11 protein-coding genes and 1 pseudogene are annotated in these 13,197 nt (G+C 70.4%); 2 read left to right on the top strand and 10 right to left on the bottom strand.

What is annotated here, in order from left to right; all coding sequences use genetic code 11:
- Positions 1-61: 61 nt before the first annotated feature.
- The 3 genes and pseudogenes from OG819_RS51555 to OG819_RS51545 all read right to left on the bottom strand — a co-directional run.
- A pseudogene (locus OG819_RS51555) lies at positions 62-278 on the bottom strand (MerR family transcriptional regulator); the annotation flags it as partial.
- 147 nt (positions 279-425) lie between these two features.
- The gene (locus OG819_RS51550; RefSeq protein WP_266636738.1) at positions 426-785 is read right to left on the bottom strand and encodes a hypothetical protein; all 360 of its coding nucleotides are present in this window, start codon (positions 783-785) and stop codon (positions 426-428) included.
- A gap of 13 nt (positions 786-798) precedes the next feature.
- Positions 799-1,287, bottom strand: coding sequence for a hypothetical protein (locus OG819_RS51545; RefSeq protein WP_266656840.1), 489 nt, complete (start codon positions 1,285-1,287; stop codon positions 799-801).
- Between the two features lie 123 nt (positions 1,288-1,410).
- Here OG819_RS51545 and OG819_RS51540 point away from each other — a divergent pair, with 123 nt between their 5' ends.
- Entirely contained in the window at positions 1,411-1,953 is a 543-nt protein-coding gene (locus OG819_RS51540; protein WP_266656839.1) for a DUF1707 domain-containing protein, read from the top strand.
- A gap of 37 nt (positions 1,954-1,990) precedes the next feature.
- Here the strand turns inward: OG819_RS51540 and OG819_RS51535 are convergent, their stop codons facing one another.
- The 6 genes from OG819_RS51535 to kdpB form a co-directional block, all read right to left on the bottom strand.
- Positions 1,991-2,509 carry a hypothetical protein gene (locus OG819_RS51535; RefSeq protein WP_266636744.1) on the bottom strand — a complete coding sequence of 173 codons (519 nt, stop codon included), beginning with the start codon at positions 2,507-2,509 and terminating at the stop codon, positions 1,991-1,993.
- 102 nt (positions 2,510-2,611) lie between these two features.
- The gene (locus tag OG819_RS51530; RefSeq protein WP_266656838.1) at positions 2,612-4,564 is read right to left on the bottom strand and encodes an amino acid transporter; all 1,953 of its coding nucleotides are present in this window, start codon (positions 4,562-4,564) and stop codon (positions 2,612-2,614) included.
- Between the two features lie 177 nt (positions 4,565-4,741).
- Entirely contained in the window at positions 4,742-5,104 is a 363-nt protein-coding gene (locus tag OG819_RS51525) for a hypothetical protein (protein WP_266636748.1), read from the bottom strand.
- A gap of 29 nt (positions 5,105-5,133) precedes the next feature.
- Positions 5,134-5,910, bottom strand: a complete 777-nt coding sequence (locus tag OG819_RS51520; protein WP_266656837.1) for a GNAT family N-acetyltransferase — start codon at positions 5,908-5,910, stop codon at positions 5,134-5,136.
- A 204-nt stretch (positions 5,911-6,114) separates the two neighbouring features.
- Positions 6,115-6,933 carry an SDR family NAD(P)-dependent oxidoreductase gene (locus OG819_RS51515; RefSeq protein ID WP_266636751.1) on the bottom strand — a complete coding sequence of 273 codons (819 nt, stop codon included), beginning with the start codon at positions 6,931-6,933 and terminating at the stop codon, positions 6,115-6,117.
- Between the two features lie 343 nt (positions 6,934-7,276).
- Positions 7,277-9,430 (bottom strand): potassium-transporting ATPase subunit KdpB, encoded by a 2,154-nt coding sequence (kdpB, locus tag OG819_RS51510; protein WP_266656836.1) that lies wholly within the window; start codon positions 9,428-9,430, stop codon positions 7,277-7,279.
- Between the two features lie 479 nt (positions 9,431-9,909).
- Here kdpB and OG819_RS51505 point away from each other — a divergent pair, with 479 nt between their 5' ends.
- On the top strand, positions 9,910-11,484 hold the full coding sequence (locus tag OG819_RS51505; protein ID WP_266656835.1) for a hypothetical protein: 1,575 nt from the start codon (positions 9,910-9,912) through the stop codon (positions 11,482-11,484).
- A 24-nt stretch (positions 11,485-11,508) separates the two neighbouring features.
- Here the strand turns inward: OG819_RS51505 and OG819_RS51500 are convergent, their stop codons facing one another.
- On the bottom strand, positions 11,509-13,083 hold the full coding sequence (locus tag OG819_RS51500; RefSeq protein ID WP_266636757.1) for a Na+/H+ antiporter: 1,575 nt from the start codon (positions 13,081-13,083) through the stop codon (positions 11,509-11,511).
- Between the last annotated feature and the right edge of the window lie 114 nt (positions 13,084-13,197).

The following is a 13,197-nucleotide window of genomic DNA, read 5'->3' as shown; positions in this document are numbered from 1 at the left end:
ACTGTGCCTCCTCGGATTGCAGCAGGCCCCGGAGACGTGTCCGCTCCACTTCGAGGCGCTACACCAGCCGGTGCGGCCCGGCCTGGAATCCCACCGGGGCAGCGACGTCACCGAGCTTCACGGCCTGCGGGCCGACGTGTACGAGGCGTCCTCCCCGGCGCCACCGCTTCATGGTCGGGTCCACGGAGAAGGTGGCCAGATCCTTGTCGTCGATGAGGCGCTGCTCCGCCCTCGTCCCGATGGGTGGCCACCCGGCCGGCGTCGGCCCACAGCCGCATGGTGTCGGGACTCAGGCCGAGAAGCCATGCGGCCTGGCCGATTGAAGACAGGCGCCCATTCGTCCGCGAAGCCTGGCCCCGCAGTTTCGCCGCGGTGAGCACCGACGAGAGTTCGGGATGTCTGTTCGCGGAGTTGGACGTACGTGGTCATTGCGCGGTGAGCTCGGCCAGTACCTCCGCGGCGTCGGTGCTGCCCTGGTGGGCGAGGCGGCGCAGGGTTTCCAGGTCGTCCAGTTCGGTGGCCGTTTCGATGAGCTGGGCGGTGGCTGTCGCATTGCCGCTGTCGGACAGGCGTTGCAGCTCTCCGAGGTCGGCCCGCTCGGCGGCGAGCTGGATCAATTCATCGGTCGCGGTCGCATTGCCCTGGTCGGCAAGACGCCGCAGTTCGCCGATGTCGCCCAGTTCGGCGGCGAGTTCGATCAGCTCGTCGAGCGCCGACGCGTCACCGCTCTCGGCTCGTTGCCTGAGGGCGGACAGGGCAGGGTCGGGCAGGGCGGAGTCGGGCATGGTGGGCAACCTCTCACCTGGGGAGCTTTCCTGAGGCTCGGAGTTTCTGGCGACGGTCGTGCCATTCGTTCAGCAGCTCGGGGAGCCGCTCGGCGAGGAACTCGGTCAGCGCGATCATTTCTTCGAGCGGGGCGCGGCGTTCCGGCGGAGCGTCGGCGAGCAGGGCCAGTCCTTCCCGCAGCAGCGCCGCCTGCTCCTCGTGGATGGCGGAGTCGAAGTTCTGTGGCTGCGGGCTCGCTGGATCCAGACTCACTCGGTCCGCCCGTTCGCCGGCGGTGCGCGTGCGCCGCGTCATGCGGTAGTTCTCGAGCATCTTGACCGCGCCGGTGATGGCGCTGCGGCTGGCCAGCAGGGCCTCGCTCAGCTCGTCGATCGTCTGCTGGGGCGGGTCGCAGACGAACAGGTACCCCAGTAGGCGTCCGGCCATCGGTGGAAAGCCGTACTGGCGTGCGTAGAAGCGGCCGACGTGGTCGGCGAAGATCAGGTCGGCATCCCGGGGCATGTAGTCGATGGTAGCGGCTCTGGCTGAGATGACACTTATTTGTGTCATCTCCGTCTCCAGCGCTTTAAGGAGCTGGCGGATCTTGGCGTGTTCACATCGTCGGCACGGCACTAGAGTGAGACGGTGACCTCTCCGTCGGAAGACCTGCCGTCACTGATCAGCGAGGACGACCGCGACGCGGCCGTGCAGCGTCTCCAGGAGGCGTATGCCGAGGGGCGCATCTCGCACGAGGAGATGGACGAACGCCTCCACCGGGCGCTCACTGCCACAACGCACGGTGAGATCGCTTCGGCTCTGGTCTCGGTTGCGCAGGGGAACGAGGGCACCACGTCCACGATTGCCGCCGCCGGTGGACGGATCAAGCGGCGCGGTGTGTGGCGGGTACCTCGGTTCCTCAAGGTCGAGTCCGCATTCGGAAGAGTGCACCTGGACCTGTCCCAGGCGGTCTTCGAGCATCCGGTGGTCGACATCGAGCTGCAGCTCGGCACCGGCAGGGCGAAGATCACGGTGCCTCGCGACGCGGTCGTCGGTTTCGAGGATCTGCGCACCGGATGGAAGGACACGCACTACAAGCCCCCGCGGAGCTCCCGCCCCGGCGGGCCGAAAATCCGGATCTCCGGAACCATGGGGTACGGACGGTTGAAGATCCGCCACGCGCGGCGTTGAGGCCCTGCACGGGAGCGGGATCACCTCCCCGGCCCCGCTAGGACAGCCCGGACGCCCGCAGAACGGCCTGTGCCGTCTCGCCGTCGATCTGCTCGGCCAGCCGTCGGAGTACGTCTTCCCCTTGGAGCAGGGTGCCCTTCTCCAGGGAGCGGCGGACGCCGGTGTCGAGTTCGTGCCACAGGAAGGGGTTGGCGGACAGGACGCGGGAGTCGAGTTCGAGGCGGTGGCCGTACGCGTCCCGCAGCACGAGCTGGGCGCTGACGCCGTCGTACTGCCGTACGGAGACGAGGGCATCCGTCCGTACGGCCCGTCGGCGGAGCGTGCCGCGCGCCATCAGCCAGCCCTGGCCCGCCGTGACGCGCTGCGGGAGCAGGACGGCGAAGACCGCCACGGACAGGGCGGACCAGAGCGCGGCGCGGGGTGCCGTCAGCGTGCCGGCGTCCCAGTCGACCAGGGCGGACAGAGTGCCGAAGGCGAGGGCGCAGCCCACCGCGAGCCGGGCGCTGCCGCGCCAGTGGCGGTCGCCGGCCGGGCTCACGGGTCCGCTCCGTTGCATGGCGTCGACGCTAGGCGTGTGGGTGCGGGTGGGCGACCGGCACTTACGGGCTCCTGACGCCGTACCGGTGAATCTTGACGGGATCCTGACGTCGCGGCCCGCTCAGCCGACGTGGACCTTTGGGCGGCGGGAGCGGTCGGGTTCGGCCTCGCGGAGGACCTCTCGGGTGACGGGGGCGACCTCGCCCTGGCCGAAGAGGAAGAAGCGCAGGAAGTTGGTGAAGGGGTTGCCCTCGGTCCACTCGAAGTAGATATGCGGGGTGCAGCCGGTGCGGTCGCGGACGTCGAGGAGGAGGGCGGCCAGGGCGTTGGGGATGGAGGAGGACTCCAGGGTCAGGACGCGGTAGCGGCCGTGCAGGACCTCGCCGCGTACGGTCAGGCCCGCCTCGAATTCCGACGGGTCGCCGACCGTGACCTCGACGAAGACGAAGTCCTCCTGGGCGGGGAGGTCGTTGTCGGTGCGGATCTGCTCGATCTTGTCGCGGTACTCGATGAGGTCCCGGTTGTTGGGTTCGTTGGCGATGAACCGGATCCGGCGGCTGGCGATGTCCCGTACGAAGCGTTCCGCCATGTCGTCCAGGCTCACGCTGGTGACCCGCAGTTCGAAGGCGCGGGCCAGCCGGGAGAGGAGCGAGACGAGGATGATGCCGGCGATGAAGCAGGCGCCGATCTTGACGCCGTCGGGGCGTTCGACGACGTTCGCGACGGTCACGTAGAGGAGGACCGCGGACACGACCGCGAAGCCGATCGTCCAGCCCCGCTGCTGGGCGCGGCGGGCGGCGATGGTCACCGCGATCGCCGCGGAGGACATCAGGACCAGGACGCCGGTGGCGTAGGCGCCGCCCTGTGCGTCGACGTTCGCGTTGAAGATCCAGGTGACCAGGAATGCGACCAGGGTGAAGACGATCACCATGGGGCGGACGGCGCGTGCCCAGTGCGGGGCCATGCCGTAGCGGGGGAGGTAGCGGGGCATGAGGTTGAGCAGTCCGGCCATGGCGGAGGCGCCGGCGAACCACAGGATGGCGATCGTCGACACGTCGTAGACGGTGCCGAAGGCGCCGCCGAGGTACTCGTGCGCCAGGTAGGCGAGTGCGCGGCCGTTGGCCTGGCCGCCGGACTCGAACTCCTTCTCCGGGATCAGGAGCGTGGTGATGAAGCTGGTGGCGATCAGGAACACGCTCATGATCACGGCGGCCGTGGTCAGCAGCTTTTTGGTGCCCCGGATGCGGCCCTTGGGGTTCTCCTCGGTGTCCTCGGGGTCGCCCTCGACGTGCGGCATGACCGCCACGCCCGTCTCGAAGCCGGACAGGCCCAGCGCGAGCTTGGGGAAGACCAGCAGGGACACGCCGATCATGGCGAAGACGTTTCCGTGCGCGGCGGTCAGTCCGTTGGTCCAGTCGGTGACGACGTGGCCGGCGGTGAGGACGTGCCAGAAGCCGACGATCACGACCACGGTGTTGAGCGCGAGATAGACCCCGACCAGGACGACGGCGACGCCGATCGCCTCCAGGAAGCCCTTGAGGAACACCGCGCCGAGCAGCGCCACCAGGATGAGGGTGATCAGCATCTGTTTGTCGTGCAGGGTGCTGGTCAGGTGCGGGTTCTCCACGAGGTGGGTGGAGGCGTCGGCGGCCGACAGGGTGATGGTGATCAGGAAGTCGGTGGCGGCGAAGCCGAGCAGGGTCAGGACGAACAGCTTGCCCTTCCAGAAGGTGAGCAGTCGTTCCAGCATCGCGATCGAGCCCTCGCCGTGCGGGCTCTCCTCGGCGACCCGCCGGTAGACGGGCAGTGCGCCCGCCAGGGTGACGATGACGAGCACGAGGGTGGCGACGGGGGAGAGGAGTCCGGCGGCCAGGGCGGCGATGCCGGGCTGGTAGCCCAGTGTGGAGAAGTAGTCGACACCGGTCAGGCACATCACCCGCCACCAGCGCTGCCCCTTGTGCACGGGCTCCGGCTCGACGGGCCCCGGCATCTGCCGGCCCTTGCTCATGTCGGACAGGCCCTGCAGCATCCACGCCCGCAATCGGCTCGTGGGTGCGTGCTCGGTGGTGGCCATCGGCGTGCTCTCCCTGACGTACGGCTCTTCGGTCGTTTCCGGCCATCGAGGAGACGGCGGGACCAGCGTAAGCAGAGAGTGATCCACTGGCCCAGGGGCTCGCGCATGCTGAGAGGAACGACTCTGCTCGTGGTGCCGCTCATTGTCGCCAGCGGTGGCGGCCTCGGCACGGCAGGATCAGGAGCCAGTGCGGAACGACATGTCGTATGCCGTCTCGCTGCCGCCCTGCACGAAGGTGAGGCGGACGAGGAGCACGCGGGCTTCCGGCGGTAGGCCGGGCTGCCCGGTGAGGGAGCCTTCGGTGCGGTTGCCGTCGGGGCTCGGGCCGTAGGCGCCGCCCCAGTCGAGGTACTCGTTGCCCAGGTCGTCCTTCGCCTCCAGGAAGGGCAGCAGAGGAGTCTCCTCGGTTTCGGCGTCCGCCAAGGGCGGAGTGATGGAGTAGTGCAGGGTGAAGGAGTCGTTCCTCAGCTTCAGTTTGCCGACCGTCAGTTCGTGGCGGCCGTCGAGGACCTGCAGGGTGAGAAGGGGAGCTTTGGTCACGTCGAGTTCATTCCTGTGCCGGGCCGTTCCTATGCGGCAAGTCGGTTGCGTCGTACCGGGTTCCCGGCCCCGTGGTGAACGTACTCGCGTACCAGACGGAAGCCGGCCGTCCAGGCGAGGAGCCGGCTGGCGCGGTTGAGGGTGGAACAGTTCCAGCTGGGGGTGTGGCCGCGCGCGGTGATGTCCGCGGTGAGGGCCCGGACGCAGGCCAGGGCGAGGCGGTGGCGGCGGTGGTCGGGCGCCGTGAAGACCGCGACGTCCTCGTAGCGGGTGCCGCGGAAGTAGGTGCAGGCGATGGCCAGTGGCTGTCCGCCCCGGTCGACGGCTGCCCAGGCGTGTCCGGAGGCGGCCAGGCCCAGCGGACCGCCCCAGCTGGCATGGATCCAGGCCGCGTCGGGGCCCAGGGCGAGCAGCGTGTCCGTGTCGGCGGGTTCGAGGCGGCGTACGGTCACGCCGCGCGGGACGGTGCAGGGCTGCGGTTCGGCCTGCAGGGTCCACACCATCCTTTCCCACGGAGTGATGCGGTCGAAGGCCGTGCCGAGGGCCGGGAGGAAGCGGGCGGGAGCCTCGATGCGGCTGTTCGCGAGGGGTGCCAGGTCCTCGGGGGCGAGTGTGTCCGGGGCGCCGCGCAGCAGGACGTGGCCGGCGCAGGAGACGGCGACGACACGTGGCTGGTCGGCTCGGTCCGCCCACCAGTGGCCGAAGCCGGTGGTGAGGACGTGCTTGCCGAGGGTGGCCGGGCCCGGGGCCCCTGCGGGGAACCAGCGGGAGCGGGCGGGCAGTTGGCGGGGTGCGAGTTCAATCATCGACGCCTCGAAAGCAGAGAGGGGAGGGGCGGGCGGAGAGGGAGCCGCTCGGATGCGGCCGGTCTCGTCTCTCCGCCCGCCGTGCCGGTCGCGGCTCAGCGCTGGCCGGCCTTGCGGCCGTGGTTCGCCTTCTTCCTTCGGCGGGCTTTCTTCTTGCGGGAGCGCTTCGACGTGGACATCAACTCCGTGTTGTAGGGGGCGAGTTCAAGCGGTCCGGCCGACGAGGAGGTCGGCGAGCTTGCTGAGGCGCTTGACTGTGCGGTCCTCGGTGGCGGCCGGCGCGGGGTCGACGCGCTCGGCGCGGTCGTAGTATGCGCCGTTGATGATCTCGACCGCCGCATCGCACAGGCGGACCACGTACGCGGCGCTCTCGGCAGGCGTGACGCCCTCGTGGGAGTAGAGCGGGAGCAGCGCGGTGTCGCAGACGCCCGGGTGCACGGACACCGCGGTCACCCGCGGGTCGGCGGCGAAGACCGTCAGGGCCAGCTGCGACTGGGCGTAGGCGGCGAGCCGGGAGTAGCGGCGCGCGCGGTTGGGGTCGGCCCAGGAGATGGAGGCGGTGCGGTGCAGGGAGGAGGAGACGTTCACAACCCGGCCGCCCGGCTCGCTGGTGAGCGCCGGTTCGAGCAGGCAGGTCAGCAGGTAGTGGGCGAGGAAGTTGACCTGGAAGGCGATTTCGTTGCCGTCCGTGGTGACGGTGTGCCGCTCGGGCGCCGCGATGCCCGCGTTGTTGACGAGCACGTCGAGGTGCGGGTGCTCGGCGATGACCTTGTGAGCGAGGGCCTCGACCTCGTCGAGGTGCGTGAAGTCGGCGGAGTAGGCGCACAGCCGGTCGGCGTCGACGCTCGCCGTGGCGACGAGGCGGTCGGCGGCGGCACGTGCTTCCTCGGCGGTGCGGCCGTGCAGCAGCACGGTGGCGCCGCGTTCGGCGAGTTGCCGTGCGCTCTCTAGGCCGATGCCGGAGGTGGCGCCCGTGACGAGGACGGTGCGGCCAGAAGAGAGGGAAAGGGTGGAGTCAGACATGGTTCATCCGGGGTTGCGGGCACGCCGCACACCCCCAGGGAGGGGGTGGCGGTCGTGCGGACAGGAGAGAGAAAGGGCGCCGGATGGGATCACGACGCCCAGTGACTGCGGAAGAGAGCGTCAGGTAAGGGCGGACGCGAACCGTTCCAGGCAGCGCGGCGCACGACGGAGCGGCCGAGTAGGACTCGGCGGCCGGTCGAAGAGGAGCCAGGCGCTGTTCACGTATCCCATCGAAGCCGTCCCGCACATCGCGGGCAAGCCCGACAGCCGTTCCCTGATGTGGTTCTGACGTGTGCATACGTGACCTTGACGGACCGGGCGGACAAAGGAGGTGGCGCGCGGTTCAGCCAAGGCCGGGCACTCCCGAGATCAGCAGGTCGATGATCTTGATGCCGACGAAGGGCAGGATGAGCCCGCCGAGGCCGTACAGCATGAGGTTGCGGCGCAGCAGGTCGTGCGCGGACGACGGTGTGTAGCGGACGCCGCGCAGGGCGAGCGGGATCAGGGCGACGATGATGAGCGCGTTGAAGATGATCGCCGAGGTGATCGCGGACGTCGGGCTGTGCAGGCCCATGATGTTGAGCGACTTCAGGCCCGGGTAGGCGCCCGCGAACATCGCCGGGATGATCGCGAAGTACTTCGCCACGTCGTTCGTGATGGAGAACGTCGTCAACGCCCCGCGGGTGATGAGGAGTTGCTTGCCGATTTCCACGATCTCGATGAGCTTGGTGGGGTTGGAGTCCAGGTCGACCATGTTTCCGGCCTCCTTGGCCGCCGAGGTGCCTGTGTTCATGGCCACGCCGACGTCCGCCTGCGCGAGCGCGGGCGCGTCGTTCGTACCGTCGCCGGTCATCGCGACCAGCTTGCCGCCCTCCTGCTCGCGCCGGATCAGGGCGAGCTTGTCCTCGGGGGTGGCCTCGGCCAGGTAGTCGTCCACGCCCGCCTCTTCGGCGATGGCGCGGGCGGTGAGAGGGTTGTCGCCGGTGATCATCACGGTGCGGATGCCCATGCGGCGCAGCTCGGCGAAGCGTTCGCGGATGCCGTCCTTGACGACGTCCTTGAGGCGGATCAGCCCCAGCACCCGCGGCCCGTCCCAGTCGTGCACGGCCACCAGGAGCGGGGTGCCACCGGAGGCCGCGACGGAGTCGGCGAACCACCGGGCCTCGGGCGGGACGTGGCTGCCGTACATCTCCACCCACTCGATGACCTGCTGGGCCGCACCCTTGCGGATGGCGCATACCGCGCCGTTGTCCCAGCGCAGGTCGACGCCGCTCATCCGGGTCTGGGCGCTGAACGGTACCCATCGCGCATGGCTCAACTCGCCCTCGGCGGGAGCCCGCAGCCCGTACCGTTCCTTCGCGAGTACGACGACGGACCGGCCCTCCGGTGTCTCGTCGGCCAGCGATGACAGCTGGGCGGCGTCGGCGAGCCGGGCCTCGTCGATGCCGGGCAGCGGGACGAACGAGGCCGCCTCGCGGTTGCCGAGAGTGATGGTGCCGGTTTTGTCGAGGAGGAGGGTGCCCACGTCGCCGGCGGCCTCGACGGCGCGGCCCGACATGGCCAGGACATTGCGTTGGACGAGTCGGTCCGTGCCGGCGATGCCGATCGCGGACAGCAGGGCGCCGATCGTCGTGGGGATGAGGGTGACGAGAAGGGCGACGAGGACGGTGGTGGACTGGGCGGCATCCGCGTACTCGGCCATCGGCTGGAGGGTGACGACGACCAGCAGGAAGATGATGGTGAGCGCGGCGAGCAGGATGTTCAGGGCGATCTCGTTCGGGGTCTTCTGCCGGGACGCGCCCTCGACCAGGGCGATCATCCGGTCCAGGAAGGAGTTGCCGGGGCGGGTGCTGACGCGGACGAGGATGCGGTCGGAAAGGACCGTCGTACCGCCGGTGACACCGCTGCGGTCGCCACCCGATTCGCTGATGACGGGTGCGGATTCCCCTGTGACGGCGGATTCGTCGACCGCCGCGACCCCGTCGATGACGTCACCGTCGGCAGGGATCAGTTCCCCCGCCTCAACGAGGACGACATCGAGGGGCCTGAGTTCGGTGGCGGCCACGGCCTCCGTCTCCACGTGGCGCAGGTCGGTGCCGTAGCTCCAGTGGCGCAGACGCAGCGCGACCGTGTCCGTGCGCGCCCGGCGCAGCGACTCCGCCTGCGCCTTCCCGCGGCCCTCGGCGACGGCCTCCGCAAGGTTCGCGAAGATCACGGTCAGCCACAGCCAGACGCTGATGACCCAGGTGAAGACGGCGGGGTGGAGGACCGCGGAGAGGGTGGTGAGGACGGCGCCGACGGAGACGACGAACAGCACCGGGTTCCTGACCAGGGCGCGCGGGTGCAGTTTGAGCAGTGCCTCGGGGAACGACTGGACGAGCTGGGCGGGTTCGAACAGCCCGCTCGGCGCGCGGCGTCTCTCCCGACCCTCCGATCCGGGCCGGGGGGTGCGCTGCGGGCGGGACGGCGGGGCCTGCTGGGGAGCGGCGGAAAACATGGGGACCTTCATGCCTCGGTGGAGACCGGGCGCACGCGCACCAGGGCACGCCGGAGACCGGTCGGGCTGACAGAACGCGTGGTGGCCGTGGGGCCCTGCGGTGCCGGGGCGGCACCGCAGGGCAGGGCAGCGCACGGACGCCGGGGAGGGACGACGAGACGCGTCCGGGTGCGCGGCCGCCGGAAAGGCGTTCTGACGGGAGCATCCGATGGGTGCTCCCGGAGGAGAGCCGTCATGCCACTGACGTCCGCAGCCTCTCCGACGGCCGAGAGGGAATCTAGCCCGGCCGGACGCCCGAACCGCTTTGTCCGGCACGGAATTTGCGCCTCCCTGACGGGCGATCCGCCGGTGGCGTCAGACTCCCGTCAAGGTCACCCGTCAAAGCGTCAGGAGGGCATCAACGGGCGACGCCCGTGGCCGAAACCGGCCGCAGACTGTGCGACACGGGCGACCGCCTGTGGCGTGACCTTGGAGGGCTCGTGACCATCACGGCCGGAACCACGAGCAGTTCCGAGGCGGAGGCCGGCGCTGTCGCGCAGCCACAGCACGGACCGGTCGCCCCGCCCGCGGGCGGGACCGGCCTGCGGCCACGAGGGGGGTCGCGGCCGGGCCGCCGAAGGCGGCACCTCCGGCAGCGGGCCGTGGCCGCGCGGGCCGCTCTGCGCCGCCGCTTCTGGGCCACCGTGCCCGCGCGGCTGCGCCTTCTGCGCGCGGCCACGGTCTCGCTCACCGTCACTCTGGTGCTGCTGCTCGGGCTGGCCGGGCTCGCCGCATCCGGCACGTGGGACGAGGTCGCCCGCCAGGAGGCTCCCAGGACGACCAGCGCCGCCGACCTCGACCTCGCGCTCAACGACATGGACGCGCAGGCGGCCAACATCCTTCTGTCCAGCGGCAATGCGGGCAAAGGGCGCCTGGCGACGCCGCACGAGAAGGCGGCCGGCTTCTACGGCGACGCGCGCCGCACCATCGGCCACGACCTGCGCACCCTCGCCGTCGCCGCGCAGGGCGACCGCACTGACGAGCACACCGTGGAGTCCCTCACCGACGGCTTCGCCGAGTACCAGGAACTGATCGGCCGCGCCCTGGAGAACGACGGCCGCGCCGGCGGCAAGCCGGCCGCACTCGCGGACTACCGCAAGGCCACCGACCTGCTGCGGAACCAACTCCTCCCAGACGCAAGGAAGTTGGTCGACTCCAACAACAGTGCGTTCAACAGGCAGTATGAAACAGCCCGTTCGGCCCTGTCGGGCCAACTCGCCGCTGTCCTCGTGCTCGGCGTGCTGCTGCTCGTCGCACTCGGCGTCCTCCAGTGGTACCTCGCTCGCCGCTTCCACCGGATCCTCAACCCCGGTGTCCTGGCCGCCACGGTCTGCGCCCTGCTCGCCGTGCTTCTCGGCGCCCAGGCGCTGTCCGCCTCCGCCGAGCATCTGCGCGGCGCCCGGCGGGATGCCTTCGACTCCGTCGTCGCCCTTTCCCGTGCCCGCGCGATGGCCTACGACGCGAACGCCGACGAGAGCCGTTACCTCCTCGACCCGGAGCGCCGCGAGCAGTACGGGCAGACGTTCCTCACCAAGTCGCAGGAGCTGTACGGCACTTCCAAGGTGACCCTCGGCACGTACGCCGACCAACTCGCCACGACCTGGCAGGCATATCGCTCCGACCACGACGACCTGCGCTTCACGGGTGAGTTCCGGCGCGAACTCGACAACATCACCTTCGCCGGGGAGCGGGCGGCGGCGGAGAAGACCGTCGAGACGTACGCCGCCTACCAGCGTGACGACCGCACGATCCGCGCGCTGGTGGCGCATGGCAAGGAGCGCGAGGCCGTCGCGTTCTGCATCAGTTGGGAGCCCGGGATGTCCAACGCGCACTTCGGGGCGTGGATGAACGCTCTGGACCAGGTGACCGACATCAACCGCTACCACTTCACCGCCTCCGTACGGGCGGGCCGCGCCGAGGTGACCGGCCTGCTTCCCTGGGCCCTCGGCGCACTCCTCGCGGCAGCCGCTCTCGCCGCGCTCGGGCTGCGGCCACGGCTCGCCGAGTTCCGCTGAGACGAGCTGTGCGGAGAACCGCGCTCACGCGTCCGCGAGCCGCGCCTCCTCCAGGTCCAGTGAGCGTTGCAGCCGGCGGCGGGTCGTGTCGCTGATGCGGTGTTCGTCGTACAGGCGCTGGAGTTCCGCCGCCTCGATGGTGATCAGGTCGCGGCGGAGCTGGCGGTAGACGAGGTCGGCGGACTCGGCGGGAGCACCCTGGCCGTTGCCCTCGGCGAGGCGGTCGTGAGCGTCGTCGAGGCGGGCCGTGAGGCCGCGGCGGAGGCGGTCGAGGACGACGTCGGGAACGGCTTCGAGTTCGGAGATCTCCTCCAGGCGGTTCAGCCCCGCGCCCGCCAGGCTGGAGCGTGCCTCGGCCTCCTCGCGTTCGGTGTGGTCGGGTTCCAGGGCGATGCCGGAGCGGCGGACGACCGGGGCGAGGGTGAAGCCCTGCACGACGAGGGTGGTGACGACGACCGAGGTGGTCAGGACGAGGACGAGTGGGCGCTCCGTGAGCGTGGCCCCGGCCTTCGTGGTCACCGGGATCGACAGCGCTGCCGCCAGCGGGACCACGCCCCGGGTGCCGGCCCAGGTCAGGACCATCGGGATCCGCCAGTTCATGCGCTGGATGCCTCCCTTGCGCTGAACCACCGCCGACAGCGGTGCCAGCCACAGCAGGCGCATGGCGATCAGGGTGGCGGCGACGGCGAGCGCGTACAGGGGCCAGGCCCGGTCGCCGTCGGACAGGGCCCGCACCTGGGCGGGCAGGGCCAGCCCGATGAGACTGAAGACGACGCTCTCCAGCAGGAACACCACCGTGCCGTACACAGCGTGCAGCTGGAGGCGGATGCGGGCGTTGGTGAGTCGGTCGCCCCGGCCGCCGAGGACGACTCCCGCCACCACGACGGAGGTGACGCCCGAGGCGTGCGCGGCCTCGGCCAGGACGTAGGCGGCGTACGGGGTGACGAGGGCGATCACGGTCTCCAGGACCGGGTCCTCGGTGCGCCGCCGGATCAGCGCTACCACGCCCGCGACGGCCGCGCCGATGACCATGCCGCCGCCCGCCAGCAGCAGGAACTCCCCGCCCGCCGCGTGCCAGTTCGCGGCGGCCGATGCCACGGCCACGCTCACAGCGACCCGGAACAGGACCAGCGAGGTCGCGTCGTTGAACAGGCTCTCGGCCTGGACGAGGACCTGGACCTTGGGCGGTAGCGCCAGGCGTCTGCCGAGCGCGGTGACCGCGACCGGGTCGGTGCTCGCGAGTACCGCGCCCAGTACGAAGGCCATCTGCCACGACAGCGGGGTGACCAGGGACGCCACCAGCGCGACGGCTGCGGCCGAGGCCAGTACCAGGCCGATGGACAGCACGCCGACCGGTTTCCACACCGCCCGCAGCTCACGCCAGGACAGTTCCTCGGCGCTCGCGTACAGCAGCGGGGGCAGGACGACGAGGCCGATGATCTCGGGGCTGATCTGGATCTCCGGGGTGCCCGGCAGCAGCGCGACGGCGAGGCCCGCGACCACCAGCAGGGAAGGGGCGGGGATGCGCCAGCGGCGCGCGAAGGTCGCCACCAGAGTGGCGAGCACCACGAGAGCCAGGACCGTTCCTACGCTGCGCATGCCGTCCCCTTGGCCTTGAAAAGGAGCCCTTGTGGCTCCCTGCCGACCAGACTTCCCGGCATACCGCTTTCACCCTATCGGGCCAGGGCCCGTCAAGGCAGTGTCAACGTCTAC

The sequence above is a fragment of the Streptomyces sp. NBC_01549 genome, from assembly GCF_026339955.1.
GTDB lineage: Bacteria > Actinomycetota > Actinomycetes > Streptomycetales > Streptomycetaceae > Streptomyces.
This window is presented reverse-complemented; position numbering and strand designations above follow the sequence as displayed.

Excerpts from the sequence above, each read along its gene's own strand:
- kdpB (WP_266656836.1), bottom strand. The coding sequence starts at position 9,430 with ATGTTTTCCGCCGCTCCCCAGCAGGCCCCGCCGTCCCGCCCGCAGCGC.
- OG819_RS51545 (WP_266656840.1), bottom strand. The coding sequence starts at position 1,287 with ATGCCCCGGGATGCCGACCTGATCTTCGCCGACCACGTCGGCCGCTTC.
- OG819_RS51535 (WP_266636744.1), bottom strand. The coding sequence starts at position 2,509 with ATGCAACGGAGCGGACCCGTGAGCCCGGCCGGCGACCGCCACTGGCGC.
- OG819_RS51530 (WP_266656838.1), bottom strand. The coding sequence starts at position 4,564 with ATGGCCACCACCGAGCACGCACCCACGAGCCGATTGCGGGCGTGGATG.
- OG819_RS51520 (WP_266656837.1), bottom strand. The coding sequence starts at position 5,910 with ATGATTGAACTCGCACCCCGCCAACTGCCCGCCCGCTCCCGCTGGTTC.
- OG819_RS51550 (WP_266636738.1), bottom strand. The coding sequence starts at position 785 with ATGCCCGACTCCGCCCTGCCCGACCCTGCCCTGTCCGCCCTCAGGCAA.
- OG819_RS51500 (WP_266636757.1), bottom strand. The coding sequence starts at position 13,083 with ATGCGCAGCGTAGGAACGGTCCTGGCTCTCGTGGTGCTCGCCACTCTG.
- OG819_RS51515 (WP_266636751.1), bottom strand. The coding sequence starts at position 6,933 with ATGTCTGACTCCACCCTTTCCCTCTCTTCTGGCCGCACCGTCCTCGTC.